Genomic DNA, 17,232 nt, shown 5'->3' on the forward strand with positions numbered 1-17,232 from the left:
GATCAAGTAACCTCCCCTTTATACTACCACCTTTTCCCGGGAAATAATTCGATCATTCGGCTTGATGGTCACCCACTTTGGCAATACATGGTCGATTTTCATCACCAGCACCGTCCTGTCATCCGCCACCTTTCCGAATTTCCGTTCCATCTCCGACATGATCTTATCAGACATCGCCTCCCCGCTTACATGTTCATACATGCTGAGTGTCCGGTACAGTGCCTGCTCTTGCTTGTCGAGCGGCACATTCGGATGGAATACGCCATCCGTCAGCATAACGATGATATCGCCCGCTTTCAGTTCCTCGCTTTTTGCTTCGACTGAGAATGAAGGAAGGAAGCCGACAGGGACCGATTTGCTGTCGAGCCGGATGAATTCCGATCCACGTTTGATGTAGGTGCTCATCGAACCTGCTTTCCATGACCATAGCTTGCCGTCCTGGAGATCTAAGAGGGCAAGATCAAGCGTCGCATACATGTCATCCAGCCCGTTCAAGGACATCATATAATGCAGCGTGTGCATCGCCGTCTCGGGATCCATCTTCCGGTCCAGGCATTCCCGCATGAGGCGGATCACTTTCCGGCTTTCCCGGTACGCATTCATATCCTGCCCCATTCCGTCAGACAGCAAAACAGCAGTCAGCCCATCGTGGATAGGGAATACCTCATAGGCGTCCCCTGCATGGAAGGTGCCCATGCCTGCCGTAGCAACCACCCCATATTCGAGCGAGAATCGCACAGCTGAACTGAATGAAAGCTGGATATGCGGGAATGGGTGCTCATGGACAGAGGACTTCGCCACTTTGAACGGTTCTCCGTACATCTCTTCCAAGATGGGGACAATCATCCGCTCCGCCACGGTCGTATCCGTTTCGAACTCTGATCGTTTTTCAGGCAGCGAGCAGACGATCTGGCATGCCCCCCTCACTTCTGACAGCACATCGATCTGGTAGTATTCGATGCTTTGCTGTTCAAACCGTTTCGCAAGCTCCTCCTCCGCCTGTTTATTCACCGCTATATCCTCTTTGATATCATTCATGATCTTCTCGAGGTGGCTGCTCATATCGCGCAGCTGGAGCGCCAGCATCTTCCGGCCGTGCTGAAGCTGGCCCATTAGTAGCTTGCCGGATGATTGTTCCTCGAGCTCTGACAGAAGTCCGCTGGAACGGACGCATTTCTGCTTAATACGGTCCTCCACCCGGTGACGCGCTGCTTTCTTCGTCGCCGAGTAGGTCGTATCCCATTCGTATAAAAGGCGCGCCATGCTTTCATCATTACCCGCCCAGCATTTCGAATAGCGGAAACAAGATTGGCAAATGGACGGTATTTCATTTTCTTCAGCCGGCTGCTCCTGCTGATCAGGTGCAAACCGGTCGCTGACAAGCGTGGACATGAAGTCCGCAAATTGCCTGAAGTCAGCCAGCTGCTCATTCATCCGGTCCGTCAGCCATTGCTGGCGTTTCACGGACAGATCATGCTGCTCCGGAGCGAAGATTGTCCTTAGCGGTTCCACCTTTTTGGATGGAATAAAAAGGAATAACAGCGTAGCGGCGGCAATGGTATAGAAATGGGAAGCATCAAGCGGCAGGGTCAAATCATATAGTAGGAAAAATACCGATACCGCCAGCGCCCCTGTCGCGATGCCAAGTTTGCCGAGCCGTCTAAAGGCGCCGGCGAAAAAGCCGGTCATCCCGTATACAGCCATCATGCCGCTGAAGGACAGTTCCGCGAGCCCTGATATGGCAGCAATCATCATTGCGATGGTCGTCGCGAATGGCAGCCCTCCTGCGAGTGCGGCGAGAAGGATCGCCAAATGCAGCAGGACGCCCGACACGGAGACAGGCCCGACCATGACGCCGCCCATGCCTGTCGTCGCCATCGTCCCGACTATACAGACGGCGCCAAGCCGCTCGGGTGTCCATTTTCCGAACAGGAACCGATCCGCGTGAGGGAAGGAAATGAAGAGGAATAGCGTCATGAACAATGCAAGGATCGCCTCGAATCCGATTGACAGCTGAACGATGAGAGGCGGGTTGCCGGCATGCATCATGAATTGCCAGATCACCTGGACAATGATGATACAGCCGGCTACCGTCAGCGGCACCGATTTCCGCATCAACGGGTGCCGGATCACCATATTGAAGAGCAGCAACGCGAGTAAATGGATGACCGCCTGTCCGAGTCCCAGGAACGCACTGCCCGTCATTCCGCCCACGAACACCCAGATCAGATGCTTGCGAAAGCGGAGCTGCGCAAGTGCCCAGACCGGCAAAAAGAACGGGACGGCTGAGTCGAACAAGACCGCTTGTGACAAGAAAAATGAACCGATCAGAAACGTGAGCGCCGTCATCATGTACAGCCGGCGTTTCCTGACAGCCTCCGCTGCGTGGCGAATCTGCTGCGTAATGGGCCTTTCCAAAATACCAGTCATCTTCATCTCGATTTCCCCCTATGTTTTCTTTACACCGAGTATACCGGGGACAAGCGAGATAATTTGTCTGTTCCTGGCACGTATTTTGAAAAATCTTTCGACGGGAAACGGACCATTTCTCATCTTTTTTCCGAGGACCAGTTGACATGTATCACAAACGCATGTAATATGTTGATTGTTGTTCAAATCCGAACACATCATGGCGGCGTAGCTCAGCTGGCTAGAGCGTACGGTTCATACCCGTAAGGTCGTGGGTTCGACCCCCTCCGCCGCTATCCATGTAAAAGACCAGCCTCTTTTGTCGAGGCTGGTCTTTTTTGTTGTTTGGACTTAGTCTGGTGTTTGGTTAGCGCGCTAAACGATTAGATAGTCGGCTGCTCTACCTGTTAAACGAGCGGTTCGCTTGGTAAGCCTCTTGTGCTTACCGGCCGACCGATTGATCTTCTAATCTGGTGCGTCACAGAAAACCGATTGGTCGACTAGCTACGCGAATGTTCATGTCATTATATAGGCGCTCGATTCCGCTAAACAGGCGTTCACATCTTTAAATAGGTGCTCGCCCCCCCTAAACAGGCGTTCACGTCATTAAATAGGCGTTCAGCCTCGCTAAACGGGCGTTCACATCTTTAAATAGGCGTTCAGCCTCGCTAAACAGGCGCTCACATCATTAAATAGGCGCTCGACCCGCTAAACAGGCGTTCACATCATTAAATAGGCGTTCAGCCTCGCTAAACGGGCGTTCACGTCATTAAATAGGCGCTCGATCCCCTAAACGGGCGTTCACATCATTAAATAGGCGCTCAGCCTCGCTAAACGGGCGTTCACATCTTTAAATAGGCGTTCAGCCTCGCTAAACAGGCGTTCACATCATTAAACAGGCGTTCAGCCTCGCTAAACGGGCGTTTCTGTCTGCAACTTACCGGTCAATCTGTCATTTGGCCGGAAACTGGACAAACCAATCGTTCGTCCAGGCTGAAGCGCCAAGTGCAGCAGCCGGGACGCATGTCAGCATGCCTTGCAACATAAAAAGCAATCCCACGCCAGGAATGGACTCCTGACATGGGATTGCTACCGCATGTATTAAATTGAATCAGCCAGCAAGTTACCCTCTTCTTGCGCCACGGCCGCCACGCTTTGACTCTGTTGCACGTTTCAATGTTGACAAGCGTTCTTCGCTGTCTTTCATGAACTTTGCCATTTTCTGCTCAAAGTTCTCTGGACGCTCCGCCTGGTGAGAGCGGCCACCGCCCTGGCGTGGACGATGAGGGCGTTGAGGACGTTCAGATTCAGGCTTCGCCTTGCGGATCGATAACCCGATTTTGCCGTCTGTACCGACGTTCATCACTTTTACTTCAACCATGTCGCCCACTTTTAAATGGTCGTTGATGTCCTTTACGTAGTTGTCCGCGACTTCACTAATATGGACCAGACCAGTTGAACCGTTCGGCAGCTCTACGAATGCTCCGAAGTTTGTGATCCCTGTAACTTTCCCCTGTAACTTGCTGCCTACTTCAATTGACATAAAAAAATTGCTCCTCCTTAGAATTTAAGCGGCATCCCGCAGGAAGCCTTACTCTCATTATAGCCAACAAAAAAAGAGTGTCAATAAGACTACTCTTTTCCCGCTTCTTTTTTGTCCTTTTTCTTGTTTTTTTCAGGAACAGAGAAAATGATTTCATTCTCTTCGGACAAGAAATAATGTTTCCGTGCCAACTTGGCGATGTACTCATCGTCGTCGAGCAGGACGAGCTGCTGTTTCAGTGCCTCGGTCTCCTCCTGGACATCCTCGAGTTTCGAAAGCATCTCCACTTTTTCCTGCTCTTTTTTCGCAAGCGTCTTTTGCTGGCCGATGTACATCTTGGTCATACCTCCGAGAACCAACGCGAATATCACGGCGTATATAGCTAGCTTCTGCCTTAAACGCCTTTTCTGCTTCTTCCGCCAGTCCTCTTTTTTGCGCAACGAGCGGACATATTCAGTTTCAATCGATGCAACGGTGGCTTTCGTCTTCCTTTGCTCCATGTCCCCACTTCCTCTCATCACTTACCGGTCTCTTCCATTGTCTACCCAGTATATATCATTCCGAACTATTTTTGAAGAGTTTATTCGCAATGAGATGATAGAGGTAGACAAAGGGGGCGGCCAGCAGCATAGCGATGCGGACGATGATGCGATAGACGAATTGAAGAATGAAAAAGAGCAGGCGCATGACAAACCAGATCGGCCGGATGACAAGGAGGATGATCAGCCTGCCAGCGAATCGGAAAGGCTTATGCAGCAGTGCAGCATATAGCAGCAGGCCGCTCACTTGCGCTACCGGATCGTACATCCGCCACGCCCCGTCGCGGACGAGGAACAGCACATAGAACGAACCGGCGCCGATCGCAAGCCAGCATATCGCTTCCAGGAAGATGGCACGCCTCCGGATCCATGACGTCTTCCCAGTATGCGAAATGCCGGTTCCGATCATATCCATCCAGGCCCCGGCAAGGACGCCGGTTCCGATCATGGCAAGCAGGCTTAGAAACTGAACAGAAAGGCTCATCCAAACAATTTATGGAGGAAGTTGCGTGAACCTGTTTCTTCTTCGTCGTATTGCAGTGTGCCGATCGTGCCTTCCAGCGTGAGCAGGCCCTTATCGACGTCAAGATGGACGATGCGGAGCTCTTCGCCCCGGATCTGCAGCATGCCTTGCGATGTCCGTACGATGAATTCTTCTTGGTCGAACCGGTCGATCGTTTTAACAGATGTGATGTCCATCCGCTTGCGGTTGCGCATTGTGACGACATGGTCGCCGGAAGGGATGGCGTAGGTTGGGCTGTCCGTTTGAATTTGCATAGTATTCCTCCTTGGCTTGTACGTTCACTGCCATTCTATGCGGGCATGAAAAAAACATGACAGAAATGATCCTGTCATGTTTCTTCGCTTACTCTTCATCATCCACAAATTCCGGCTCGACCTTGTCCAGCTTCTCTTCCTTCAAAATGGTATACATGGACGCGGCGTCTTCCTTCTTCGTCGACTCCTTCAGCTGGTCGACTGTCGCGGTGACGATTTTCTGGCCGAAGCGGATGGCGAGCTCCTCCCCTTCCTTTACATCGGAAGAAGCCTTCGCCACCTTGCCGTTGATCGTAATACGTCCTTGGTCAGCCACCTGTTTTGCGAGCGTTCTCCGTTTGATCAATCGCGATACTTTCAAAAACTTATCAAGTCTCATGTCCCTCTCCCTTTCCCTTCGCTTGCTGCCAAAACGCTTCGAGTTCATCGAGCGTGTAATCGAGGAACGAGCCTCGCCCCTCGAGCACACTCTTTTCGACGAATGAAAAGCGTTTCTTGAATTTTTGGTTCGCGTGCACCATTGCTTCTTCCGGCGACAGTTTGAGGAAGCGTGCGACATTCACAATCGTGAACAGCACATCGCCGAGTTCATCCAGCTGCGCGTCTTTCGAGCCTTCTCTGACTTCCACCTGGAACTCTTCCCATTCCTCAATGAACTTTTCGAACGCCCCTTCGATATCCGGCCAGTCAAAGCCGACTTTCGCCGCTGCCTTCTGGTAATTAAAGGACGTCAGAAGCGACGATGCGAATCGTTCCTGTCCGTCGAGCTGGGACTCTTTCTTCGGCTTTTCGGCCTGCTTGATATCCTGCCAGTTCGCGAGCACTTCGGCGGAATCCTCGACACTTACTTCACCGAACACATGCGGATGGCGGCGGATCATCTTCTCGCCGATGGACTGGAGGATGTCTTCCATGGAGAAGTACCCATCGTCTTCGCCGATCTGCGCATGCAGGAACACTTGCAAGAGCACATCGCCGAGCTCTTCGATGATGCCTTCGTCGTCTTCCTCGTCAATCGCCTGGATCAGCTCATGCGCTTCCTCGATCAAATACCGTTTGAGCGACTCATGCGTCTGCTCGCGATCCCACGGGCAGCCATCCGGTCCGCGAAGTGCCGCGATGATGGACCGGAAAGATGCCCACTCTTTGAGCCTGCCTTCCTGCTCCACGACTGGCGGTACGTAAACCGTCGTCAAGTTATCGATCTCCGCCTCCCGGTCCAGTTCAAACAGGGGCACAGTGCGGAGTTGTTCGTCCGCGGATCCCGCCGCTGTCACGATTGTCACAGGATGATCATCTGCATATTTCTCCATAAGCGTCAATTTGACATCAGACGCGACGAACGCATCATACACTTGCCCGATGAGCACGTGCTGCGCCATGTTCACATCATCCCGCGCAAAATCCGTCGCATCCAGCAGCTGGAACCCTTCGATCGGATCAATGCGCAGCGCAGAGAACACGGGATCGAGGAAGCTGTTGCCGCCCACCAATTCAAGCTCTACAAGCCCCGCACGCTCCCTTTCAATCAATAACTGAACCGTGCGTTCTGCAATAAGCGGATGGCCGGGAACTGCATACATGACCGGCGCCTGCTCCGCCATGCCAGCCAGCCGTTCCACAATCTCTTCATAGACATTCTCAAACGAATCGTTCGCTTCGTAAACAGAATCAAAGCTGTCGATTGCGATGCCTTCTTCGCGCAATTGATCCACAACCGGGTGCTGGTCGGTCCTTGCGATCAAGCGTCCGGCCTGTTTGATCCTCCGGTACGAACCGAGGGACAGCTGATCGAGGTCACCTGCCCCAAGGCCGATAATCGTAATCGGGTGCATCATTTCACCTTCTCGTCGTTAGTCTCATTTGTATGCGCGCAAGCCGTTTTCCGAATGGCAGCACGTACCATTCTTTCTCCGCGAGCACGCGGCTTTTCATTGTGATCAATAGAAAAGTGCCTGCCCCTATCATAACAGAAGTGAGTGCCGTGCATGCGGACGCTATCCTGGACGGCAGGCCGTCAAACAGAAAGCCGTCCGCTAGAAGCGACCACGCCGGCACGAGAATCACCATGGAAAGCGTCGCTATAAAAGTCCATTTATAAAAGCTGCCGGGAGCAAGCCTTGCTGGAAAGACGCGCTTAAAATAGATCACTAACGCAGCTGTCATAAGCGCAAAGCCGATATTGCCCGCAATTGAGGCGCCTGTAATATCCAGCAACGGTACAAGCAGCCAATTGGCGATGAGCTTCACTAGGACTCCCGCTAAGAGAATCAGCGTCGGGGTTTTCACTTTTCCTGCCCCCTGCAAAATCGCCGTCATCGGCAACACGAGCGAAAGCCAGAACACCTGCAAGACAAAAATGATGATTGCAATCGATCCATCGCGCGTCTCAAATAGCATTTCATTCACAAACGGCAGTACGAGCGCAAGGCCGCATGCTGCTGCGGTCCCGAATAAAAACGCCGTACGGAATGTCAGGCTGATGAACGGCTCAGCGCCCCGTCCCTCTTTTTTGGATGCATGATGCGCAATCAGTGGCACGACTGCGAGCGAGAGGGTCGATGCAATGAGGATTCCCATCTGCACGAGCGGCTGTCCACGGTCGTAGACACCTTTCCGCTCCATCGCCAGTTCGGCATCCACCCCGTCCGCGGTCAGCATATTCAGTACGGTGAATGAGTCGACGAGCTGGAACAGAAGCAGGATGAGGGAGCTGGCACTCACACTAATGCTGATAACGGTCAGTTCTTTTAAGACGGACCAGACACGGATTGTCCGCAGCTCGCCCTTCCATTTTTTCCGGAAATAAAGCGCCAGGACGACGACGCCTGCCGCCTGCCCGATAACAGCACCCCACATCGCCATCTCGCCCGCCCGGTATAACGAACCGCCCGAGCGGATGACGAGCCACGTGCCAAGCAAGATCACCGCAACGCGCACCACTTGCTCCCCGACATTCGAAACCGCGACGGGCAGCATGTTCCCGCTTGATTGGAATGCACCTTTCAGCGTCGCCAGCATCGGCATGAGCAGCACGATCGGAGCACCTGCGCGCAGCAGCCCCGCAAGGTCCGAATCCCCCATGGCGCCCGCAATCACCCGTGCCCCGCCCATGAGGATGACGAAAAACAGGATAGAAACGCATGCCAAATAGAAAAAAGCCGTCCGCATGATCGCCTTCTCCTCGCCGCGAGCACTTCCCGCGAGCAGCTTCGAAACCGCAACCGCAAATCCCGACGACGTCCAGACGATGAAAATGCCGATGAACGGATACACTTGCTGATAGATATAAAAGCCCTTGTCCCCGACCAGGTTCTGATACGGAACCCGGTATACCGCGGCCAGCAGCTTGACGACAATCGCGGAGATCGCCAAAATCGACGCGCCTTTCGCGAACGTCTTCATATTCCAATCCGTACTTGCCATTACAAAGCCTCTTTCGTTATATGAATGCTTTTATTATAGCAGTTCAGGCCATGATTGCAGCTTGTCATAAAACGTACAATGACGACAAGTTGACTTTAGGACCGATGTATGGTACAATCAATCAGTTAACACAGTAGTGACTTTTAGCACTAATGGCATTCTGCAAACTGTTTTTGAGGATACTTATTCACACTGGCGCGGCTACAGGGCCGCAAGGACGCAAGAGAAGGCAGGGCTTGCGTTGCTTAAGTTAGGAAACATCCAGTGGAACATTGACCGCGGCATACAACGACAGACCATCCCCTTTGATTAAAGGGTTGATTCGTGTAAAAGAATAGAAGTTGCTATATAAAAAGGGTTGCACCGGTTGTTCCGGAGCAGCCCTTTGTTCATTTTGATACTTAGTTTCCCATCTTTATTTACTTATCTAACTGCAGCACTGTCTTTGTAAATTCCTTAAAATCTTTAATATGATTGTCTAGGATGGCTTCTAATATACTCAGATCCAATGCCTGATAATCATGAACAGCAATATTCCGGAAACCGACCATGTTTTTCAAAGACTTTGCGGTTTTCTCGGGAATAATATCTGCTTCATCCAAATACCTGAACGCGTCGCGGCTGGATTTGGGTATACCCAACTTTCGCTCGCTCACTATATACATAGCAATGTCTATACTCGCTTCACAGGCACGTTGGATATTCAAAATAATACTGTCTTGTTTCGTATAATCTTCAAGATTCTCAGCACGATCGTCATATACATCGGAAATCCGTTGTAGACACCGCTCAATCACTGCCGCTTTATTGAGTAGGACATCATTCATCTCCGTACACACTTCCCCTCTCGAAAATTGCGTTGACAAATGGGGCACGGCGTTCACTAAACTCAGCATACATGCTGTAGGCCCTCATTGTCTGACGTGTGAGCTCATCTTGATCCTGTATATAAATGGGGATGCCCTGCTCAAAGATTTGCATTGTAAAAATGGTATCCACCTGCTTACTATCCACAAGATCCACTTCACAACCCGCTAGTTCCGCAAGTTCTGATGCAAATAGGAAGCGTTCATAAGATGACAGTTCGATATCGCTAAAGTAGGCAAGATCGATATCACTCTTTTCATGCGCAACGCCCTTGGCTTGAGAGCCGAACAAGAGGATAAACGAAGGATTCAACTTCTCGATCATCTTGCCAACTAGTTGATTGATCAAATCTTCCTGAAGCATAAATTCACCCATCCCTTCAAACGCAAAGTGTGCTTAGAATAATGTAGGGTTTTGATTTCCAGTTTCCATAGATATAGTATACAGAAAATTGGAGTTCAGGTCAGGTAACTCCCAAGCGTTTAAACTTGCAAGTAAAATTTTAATCCGAAAACCTTTCACCTTTATCCAAATTCAAAGTGTGATTGTTTATTATAACAATGTGGTTATCTTCCCACTCCACATCCGCCTTGTGCATACGATTTTCGTAATAAATCCTCTTTTAAACCAGAGGGGACCATTTAGAATACCTGCTACACTGATGGAGGTAGCCGCTCCACCGTTTACTGTGTAAAAATCGATAATATTTTTGGAGTCAGGGGATTGTACCGTTTCAATGTGCTCTCTCGCAAATGTATTAACTGCTGCGCCAACTAGAAAAATTGCCGAAAGGGGGATTACGATTAGCACCGTCAGCCAGCTTCTCCATCTCGCTCGCCTGCTGCTTTTGTCTGTAAAACCAACAATACCTGTAATGAAGGCAATAATTGCGAGCAACCATAATGTCAAAGCGGGTGGTGCCACTTGCCAAGTTCCGTTATAAGCCGCATATAACGCTTGTAGTGAGAGCACTACTAATACCACACATAAAATGAATGACCACAAATTGTATTTTCTCTCCACTAGATATCGTCATTCCCTCTTCTCGATTAGCTATTATCTCGCAATTTTAGCACAATACTTAATTGACTTGTTGCAATATATTGAAATTAGTTAATGGAAAGTCTTGACTTTGCAATCAACTATATTAGATAGTAAGTACAATAGGAATTCACTTACAACAAGCACAGGGTTCAGTCCTCTTGCCCAATTCTTTTTCAGAACAGAGGGATCGCATATGAAAAAGTGGTTATATGGTTTTGGCGTCCTGCTAATTGCTCTTGTGATGGCTATTTTATATTATAGATTTTTCAACATCTCGTATGTGTTGAATGAGGAAGGGTTTTCTAAAGAGGATATTCTAATCGAGGAAGAGTATTTAATACTTCCTGGCAAATCGGGAACGCTCTTTCTACTCGCAGACCCTGATAAGATTGGCTTGATTTTCTCACGGCAAAATAAACATGGCATGCAATATAATAGAACTAGTTCTGTTCGTGAAACGACTTCTGTAAATGAGTGGGCCACTATCGCTTTTGCACAACCTACCGATATTCTTCAAATTGATTCGCATATTCTCGTCGCATACTATGTAGATGATCAAAAGAGCTACGATATTATCAGACCGACTGATTTTGAGTTGCATGTTGAATTTATCCCTGTATACGACAGAGTTTTATTGTTTGCTCATGCCGTTAATACGAAGCTTGACAGGCTTGGGTCGGATGAGGTGGTCGCCTATTTGGAATCCCATCGGAAATAAGCGACCGCAACGTTTATTCTGAACTTTTTCGTTCTATCGCGTGAAAGGTGATCTCGTATGCCGCCGCAATAAACCGTAATTCAGGAGGTACCATGAAATATACAGCGACCACCCAAAGATCTCAATTATCATTTTATCTTGCAATATGCGGGGTTCTAACCATTCTCAACATAACTACAAAAGGGCCGATTCTTTTATCGTGTCTGTTGCTTCTGCTGAGTATTTGTTGCCTTCTAACGTTGTTTGTCACGTATGAACTTGTGCTTCACCAAGATAAAATAACCTACCAAGTTGCTCTTTTTCATCTTCCCATTTATGAGCGGACCGTCTTGCCGGCAAACATTTCGTCCATTCGGATCAAAAGAATTAGCTGGAGCCAACAAGGTGCGACCATCCGGCTGCAGCATGAAATGCCCATTCGTGTCTCTCTTTTTCAGCCGGCCGATGTGCTTGTTCATTTAAAGAATTTTGCAGATAGCCATTGTGTTAAGGTGTCTTCATCTTGAATATCAAGTTCCTACCCATTAAAACAGCCTGCCCACCGGTAGTTCCCGGTGAGGGCAGGCTGTTTTTCCATTCATTGTTCCATCTGCTTCGCCAAAAAATGCGCAGCGGTTTCGGCGGCTTTTTGCTCGGTGTCGCCGAGGAAGTGCACTTTGGACAGGAGGTAGACTGCGCCGATGGTGTCGCCGCCTGCGACGATCGGCATGATGCAGTATGATTTGGCCTGTTCCACTTGGCCGGGCACCCATTCGACGGACTTCTCGAGTTTCTCCATAACCATAGTGCGGCCTGAGAGCACTTCTTCGACGTCCGGTGAGAGCTGGCGGTTCAGATAATCTTTCTTCGAGAGTCCGGACACGGCGATCATTTCGTCCCGGTCGCTGATGAGCGTGGGAGTTCCAAGTGTCTCGTATAACGTTTCCGCGTATTCTTTGGCGAACTGTCCGAGTTCCGAAATCGGGGAATACTTTTTGAGAATGACTTCCCCGTCCCGGTCGGTGAAGATTTCGAGCGGGTCGCCTTCGCGGATGCGCAATGTCCTTCTGATTTCCTTCGGGATGACCACCCGTCCCAAATCATCGATTCTGCGCACGATACCTGTTGCTTTCATGCATGATGCCTCACTTTCCCAAAATTGAAAACCGTCTTCCGTTCGGGTCTAGTATGCATCATGCATGGACATTTTATGCAATTACGCCGTTATCCGGCTTCACTTTCCGTTTTTTCTCGGCTGGCTGCGCCAAGCAGCTGGATCACATTCTCAAGCACATCGAATTCGGTCGTCTTTCCCGCATGCCGTTCGTCGATCGTGATGAGCAGTTTCCCCTCTTCCATGCCGAATCCGACGGCGCGGCCGTATTTCATCGTGTCCGCCACAATTTTCGAGCCGTCCGTCCGTTCTGTCCCGTCTTTCGAAAGACGGATTTCGATGACGCCTTGCGGTTTTTTGATCGTTTCGACGCCTGCCTTTTTCGCCCATGCCTTGATGCGGCCGACGCGCAGCAGAAGCTCCGCTTCGAGCGGCAAATCGCCGAACCGGTCGGTCATCTCGTCGAACAGTTCGTTGTAGTCCTGCTCGTTTTCGATTGCCTTTACCCGTTTGTACATCTGGATCTTCTGGAACCCATCGCGGATATATGAATCCGGCAAGTAGGCGTTGATCGGCAAGGAGATCTCGACATCAGGCTCATCCGCTTTCGATTTGCCGGTCCGTTTTTCCTCGATCGCTTCCTGGAGCATCTGCGAATAAAGATCGAATCCGACCGAATCAATGAACCCGTGCTGCTGGGCGCCGAGCAGGTTCCCCGCTCCGCGGATGGACAAGTCGCGCATCGCGATTTTGAAGCCCGATCCCAGCTCCGTGAATTCTTTGATGGCCTGCAGCCGGTTCTCTGCCACTTCTGTCAGCACTTTGTCGCGCTGGTACAGGAAATAGCCATAAGCGACACGGTTGGACCGTCCGACGCGCCCCCTGAGCTGATAGAGCTGGGAGAGGCCCATGCGGTCGGCGTCATGGACGATGAGCGTGTTCGCGTTCGGAATGTCGATGCCCGTCTCAATGATCGTCGTCGTGACGAGGACATCGTATTCCCCTTCCAGGAAGCTCACAATAACCGATTCGAGCGTGGATTCGGTCATCCGGCCGTGAGCGAAGGCGACGCGGGCTTCCGGCACGAGCTGTTTGATCTCCTCGACGCGTTCCGTGATATCCTCAACGCGGTTATAGAGATAAAATACCTGTCCGCCCCGTCCGAGTTCACGTTCCACCGCTTCTTTGACGAGCGCTAGGTTATGTTCCATGACATATGTCTGCACAGGGAACCGGTTCGCAGGCGGCGTTTCGATAACAGAGAGATCTCGCACGCCGAGCATCGACATATGGAGCGTCCGCGGAATTGGCGTCGCGGTCAGCGTCAATACATCGACATTCGACTTCAGCTGTTTGATCTTCTCTTTATGGGTGACGCCGAAGCGCTGTTCCTCATCGACGATCAACAGGCCGAGGTCTTTGTAGACGACGTCCTTGGACAAGAGGCGATGCGTGCCGACGACGATATCCACCGTGCCTGCCTGCAAGCCTTTCAATGTTTCTGTCTGCTGTTTCTTTGAGCGGAACCGGTTCAGCAGCGATACTTCCACAGGGAAGCCTGCAAACCGTTCTTTCATTGTCTCGTAATGCTGCTGCGCGAGGATGGTCGTCGGAACAAGGAATGCGACTTGCTTGCCGTCCGATACTGCCTTGAACGCCGCACGGATGGCAACTTCCGTCTTGCCGTACCCGACATCGCCGCAAAGGAGGCGGTCCATCGGTCGTTCCTTTTCCATGTCAGCCTTCACTTCGATAATTGAACGTACTTGGTCGTCCGTTTCCTCATACGGGAATGCATTCTCGAATGCACGTTGCATGTCATCGTCCTCCGAGAATGCGAACCCTTTCTCCGCTTCCCGCTTTGCATACAGCTTAATGAGGTCGTCCGCGATGTCCTTGACTGCGGAAGAGACTTTCGTTTTCGTTCGGTTCCATTCCGGACCGCCGAGCTTATGAAGCTTTGGCTCCTTTTCAGCGGACGCCACGTATTTCTGGATCAAATCGATCTGATCGGCAGGCACATACAGTTTGTCTTCTGCGCGGTAACGGATATCGAGGTAATCTTTATGGACGCCGCCGACTTCGAGTGTCACAACGCCATAGTACTTCCCGATTCCGTGGTTGACGTGGACGATGTAATCGCCCGGTTTGATCTCCGAGTAGCTCTTGATGCGCTCGGCGTTCGTCATCTTCTTCTGCGTGCGGCTCTTCTTCTTGCGCTGCTTCCCTTTGAAGAGCTCGGCGTCTGTGATGACAGCGAGACGCTGGAGCGGCAATTCGAATCCCGCCGACAGGTCGCCGTCGATGATCGAGATGCCGCCTTCCGTCAACTCACCGCCAAGCTTGCTGTCAATCTCATAATCTTGCAGGATCCCCTGCACCTGTTTCATCCGCTCGGGACCGTCCGCCGTGATGAGGACCGTGAACTTCCCTTGCTGCCAGCGCTCCATCTCGTGCTTTAGCGCGTTCATCTGGCCATGGAATTCCTGCATCGGCTTGCAAGAAAAGGCGACCGTCTTCTTCAATGTCAGACCCGGTACCGACCGCGTAAACAACGATAAGTACGCGCGTCTCTGTTTCAGCATTGCCTGGATCTGCTCATAGGAATAGGAAAGTGACGCGCCATGAACAATCTTGCCGTCCGCCAGCAGGTCCATGAACCATTCCTTTTCCTCGCGCTCCAGGGTGGAGGCGACTTCATGGATACGGCCGATTTCATCAAACAGGACGATTCCGGTTTCCGGGAAATAGTCTCCAAGAAACGCAGGTGCCTCTTCTGCCAGCGACGCGTACTTCAGCATGCCATCCGGAACGATGCCGTCACGCATCATGCCGATGTCCGCTTGTATATTTAGCGTGAGGGCCTCTTTCGCGCTCTCGTCTTTGATCTTCTGAAGGCTTTTTGCGAGCTCTTCTTCAAGCCGTGACGCGATCTCCATCAGGTCGATGCGCGTCCAGACATGTTCTGCGGCCGGTAATATGGTCACCGACTCCCGCTTCCCTGTCGAACGCTGATCGTCTGCGGAAAATGTCCGGATGGAATCGACATTCGTATCGAATAGCTCGATCCGGAACGGCTCCTCTTCCGTAAGCGGATAGATATCCAGGATTCCTCCGCGAAGTGCGAATTCGCCCGGCGCGGTCACCATATCCTGGCGCGCATACCCCATTGTGACGAGGGACGTCAGGATCGCTTCCACGTCGACATCCTCGCCTTCCGATATTGTCAATATCGAGTCCAGCCATCTGGCTTTGGATGGCAGCAGTTTCTTGAGTCCAGCGAGGGGTGTGATATAGACACCCTTGCCCGTGCGCGCCATATGATCGAGCGCGTCGATCCGCAGCGCCCGCATTTCATAGCTGGATACCGAAAATTCGGCGGCAATCAGCTCTTCCGCCGGATACAGGTGGACGAGTGATGGGTCCGCTGTCAATTTCATCAGATCATCATATGTCCGCTGCGCTTGCAGCATATTCGGCACGACGATCAGGATTGGCTGCCCGGCCGTCTCTTCAAGTGCATGGAAAAAGACGGGTTTTGCCCCGCCGGAAAGCCCCGTGATCAGCTGACGGTCCTGTCCGCCTGCCAAGTCTTCTAAAATGGTTCGAATCTCATTTTCTTGTATGAAAGCATTGAGTAGTGTTTCCAATGGTATAGGTCCTTTCTGAACGCGGTAGATACATACTCTCTTTCCACGTATGTGTTTGTACCGAAACATGTTTTACTGGCATTGACCGTGTGATGGCAATTTGAAATCAAAGCAAGGACTGCTCCAAACGCAGTGCTGTTACCCGCAACCGCCGTTATGGTTGACGGCATTCGCTTTGCAAGTGGAAAGAGGACACTTGCAAAGCGGAAAAAGCTTCAGCGCACGCAGCGCCAAAGCAGCTTTTCACTGAATCCATTTTTTCAAGGTATGGTAGTCGGGATACTTCCGAAGCGATTCCTCGCAATGCTCGCAGATACAGCGGACGGTCGTTGTGCCGTCTTCCGCCACGTGGACAAACCGCTCTTCCTGCTGCTCGTCCTCGGTCTGCAGGCTGAGGATCAAGTCCCTCACCGACTCTGCGGGGATGCTTCCAATCTCCGTATTGCAATGTCTGCATGTGTATTTTACCGTCATGCCGTCCGCCCCTTTTTAACAAAGTATAGGCGAAGCGGCGGGTGATTATTCGTTATCCGCCATTATAGTCGTTCATCACTTCAAGGAACGGGCGCGACAGCCATGATTCACAGGCATCCGCACTTTTCTGCACCATGTCCCTGATAAGCGGCTCCTCGTCTTTGCTGAATGGCGCCAGCACATAATCAGGCACTTTCATGCCGCCTTCAGGACGGCCAATGCCGATGCGGACCCGGTTGAAGTTTTGCGTCCCGAGGTGCGCGATGAGTGATTTCATGCCGTTATGGCCCCCTGCGCTCCCTTTTTGCCTGAGCCGCAGCGTGCCTGGCGCGAGATCGAGGTCATCATAGAGCACGACGATATCCTCCGGTTCCACCTCATAGTAATCCATCAGCGGACGCACACATTCGCCGGACAGGTTCATATAGGTGAGCGGCTTTACAAGGATCACTTTTCCGTTCGGTGTATGGACGACAGTAAACGCTCCATTGAACTTTGCCTGCATCGGCGGTGCGTCCAGCCGTTTCGCCAGTTCATCAATGACGAAGAATCCGACATTATGGCGAGTCTTCTCATATTGCTTCCCCGGATTGCCGAGGCCAATCATCATCTTCATTGCATCTTTCCCCTATCTGATCAAAAACGGTACATGTACAAACTGAGCGCACGGGAGATCCGTGCGCTCAGCCAGC

General features: G+C 51.2%; 18 protein-coding genes and 1 tRNA gene. 3 read left to right on the top strand and 16 right to left on the bottom strand.

All coding sequences use genetic code 11. From position 1 onward, the window contains the following. Window positions 1–18 precede the first annotated feature (18 nt). The gene (locus ACZ5FK_RS09375; protein WP_464804653.1) at window positions 19–2,436 is read right to left on the bottom strand and encodes a SpoIIE family protein phosphatase; all 2,418 of its coding nucleotides are present in this window, start codon (window positions 2,434–2,436) and stop codon (window positions 19–21) included. A gap of 195 nt (window positions 2,437–2,631) precedes the next feature. Here ACZ5FK_RS09375 and ACZ5FK_RS09380 point away from each other — a divergent pair. Continuing rightward, window positions 2,632–2,705: transfer RNA gene (locus ACZ5FK_RS09380), tRNA-Met, on the top strand. Between the two features lie 827 nt (window positions 2,706–3,532). Here ACZ5FK_RS09380 and ACZ5FK_RS09385 read toward each other — a convergent pair. The 11 genes from ACZ5FK_RS09385 to ACZ5FK_RS09435 all read right to left on the bottom strand — a co-directional run bounded on the left by ACZ5FK_RS09385 (window position 3,533) and on the right by ACZ5FK_RS09435 (window position 10,584). Beyond that, window positions 3,533–3,952, bottom strand: a complete 420-nt coding sequence (locus ACZ5FK_RS09385) for a S1 domain-containing RNA-binding protein (RefSeq protein WP_464804654.1) — start codon at window positions 3,950–3,952, stop codon at window positions 3,533–3,535. Window positions 3,953–4,041: 89 nt separating this feature from the next. Continuing rightward, window positions 4,042–4,452, bottom strand: coding sequence for an FtsB family cell division protein (locus ACZ5FK_RS09390; protein ID WP_464804655.1), 411 nt, complete (start codon window positions 4,450–4,452; stop codon window positions 4,042–4,044). 55 nt (window positions 4,453–4,507) lie between these two features. Further along, window positions 4,508–4,975 (bottom strand): spore cortex biosynthesis protein YabQ, encoded by a 468-nt coding sequence (gene yabQ, locus ACZ5FK_RS09395; RefSeq protein WP_464804656.1) that lies wholly within the window; start codon window positions 4,973–4,975, stop codon window positions 4,508–4,510. Further along, window positions 4,972–5,268 (bottom strand): sporulation protein YabP, encoded by a 297-nt coding sequence (gene yabP, locus ACZ5FK_RS09400; RefSeq protein ID WP_464804657.1) that lies wholly within the window; start codon window positions 5,266–5,268, stop codon window positions 4,972–4,974. Before yabP ends, yabQ begins: the two co-directional genes overlap by 4 nt. A gap of 88 nt (window positions 5,269–5,356) precedes the next feature. Next, a complete protein-coding gene (locus ACZ5FK_RS09405; RefSeq protein ID WP_464804658.1) occupies window positions 5,357–5,647 on the bottom strand; it encodes an RNA-binding S4 domain-containing protein in 291 nt (96 codons plus the stop codon). Further along, the gene (gene yabN / locus ACZ5FK_RS09410) at window positions 5,637–7,103 is read right to left on the bottom strand and encodes a bifunctional methyltransferase/pyrophosphohydrolase YabN (RefSeq protein ID WP_464804659.1); all 1,467 of its coding nucleotides are present in this window, start codon (window positions 7,101–7,103) and stop codon (window positions 5,637–5,639) included. Before yabN ends, ACZ5FK_RS09405 begins: the two co-directional genes overlap by 11 nt. 4 nt (window positions 7,104–7,107) lie before the next feature. Beyond that, window positions 7,108–8,694 (bottom strand): putative polysaccharide biosynthesis protein, encoded by a 1,587-nt coding sequence (locus tag ACZ5FK_RS09415; protein WP_464804660.1) that lies wholly within the window; start codon window positions 8,692–8,694, stop codon window positions 7,108–7,110. Between the two features lie 419 nt (window positions 8,695–9,113). Then, a complete protein-coding gene (gene hepT, locus ACZ5FK_RS09420) occupies window positions 9,114–9,521 on the bottom strand; it encodes a type VII toxin-antitoxin system HepT family RNase toxin (protein WP_464804661.1) in 408 nt (135 codons plus the stop codon). Next, a complete protein-coding gene (gene mntA, locus ACZ5FK_RS09425) occupies window positions 9,514–9,924 on the bottom strand; it encodes a type VII toxin-antitoxin system MntA family adenylyltransferase antitoxin (RefSeq protein ID WP_464804662.1) in 411 nt (136 codons plus the stop codon). Before mntA ends, hepT begins: the two co-directional genes overlap by 8 nt. 139 nt (window positions 9,925–10,063) lie before the next feature. Continuing rightward, window positions 10,064–10,144 (bottom strand): hypothetical protein, encoded by an 81-nt coding sequence (locus tag ACZ5FK_RS09430; protein WP_464807412.1) that lies wholly within the window; start codon window positions 10,142–10,144, stop codon window positions 10,064–10,066. Further along, on the bottom strand, window positions 10,114–10,584 hold the full coding sequence (locus tag ACZ5FK_RS09435) for a DUF5412 family protein (RefSeq protein WP_464807465.1): 471 nt from the start codon (window positions 10,582–10,584) through the stop codon (window positions 10,114–10,116). The genes ACZ5FK_RS09430 and ACZ5FK_RS09435 overlap by 31 nt, the downstream gene beginning before the upstream one ends. 214 nt (window positions 10,585–10,798) lie before the next feature. On the opposite strand from ACZ5FK_RS09435, the gene ACZ5FK_RS09440 reads away from it, so the two are divergent. Beyond that, a complete protein-coding gene (locus ACZ5FK_RS09440) occupies window positions 10,799–11,323 on the top strand; it encodes a hypothetical protein (protein ID WP_464804663.1) in 525 nt (174 codons plus the stop codon). A gap of 92 nt (window positions 11,324–11,415) precedes the next feature. Continuing rightward, window positions 11,416–11,829, top strand: a complete 414-nt coding sequence (locus tag ACZ5FK_RS09445) for a hypothetical protein (protein ID WP_464804664.1) — start codon at window positions 11,416–11,418, stop codon at window positions 11,827–11,829. Window positions 11,830–11,900: 71 nt separating this feature from the next. On the opposite strand, the gene spoVT is transcribed toward ACZ5FK_RS09445, so the two are convergent. From spoVT to pth, 4 genes are all read right to left on the bottom strand, one after another. Beyond that, window positions 11,901–12,437 carry a stage V sporulation protein T gene (gene spoVT, locus ACZ5FK_RS09450; protein ID WP_464804665.1) on the bottom strand — a complete coding sequence of 179 codons (537 nt, stop codon included), beginning with the start codon at window positions 12,435–12,437 and terminating at the stop codon, window positions 11,901–11,903. Between the two features lie 89 nt (window positions 12,438–12,526). Continuing rightward, window positions 12,527–16,066 carry a transcription-repair coupling factor gene (gene mfd / locus ACZ5FK_RS09455; RefSeq protein WP_464804666.1) on the bottom strand — a complete coding sequence of 1,180 codons (3,540 nt, stop codon included), beginning with the start codon at window positions 16,064–16,066 and terminating at the stop codon, window positions 12,527–12,529. Between the two features lie 243 nt (window positions 16,067–16,309). After that, on the bottom strand, window positions 16,310–16,540 hold the full coding sequence (locus tag ACZ5FK_RS09460; RefSeq protein WP_464804667.1) for an anti-sigma-F factor Fin: 231 nt from the start codon (window positions 16,538–16,540) through the stop codon (window positions 16,310–16,312). A 52-nt stretch (window positions 16,541–16,592) separates the two neighbouring features. After that, the gene (gene pth / locus ACZ5FK_RS09465) at window positions 16,593–17,156 is read right to left on the bottom strand and encodes an aminoacyl-tRNA hydrolase (protein WP_464804668.1); all 564 of its coding nucleotides are present in this window, start codon (window positions 17,154–17,156) and stop codon (window positions 16,593–16,595) included. Between the last annotated feature and the right edge of the window lie 76 nt (window positions 17,157–17,232).

This window comes from Sporosarcina sp. GTC18466, from assembly GCF_055389225.1.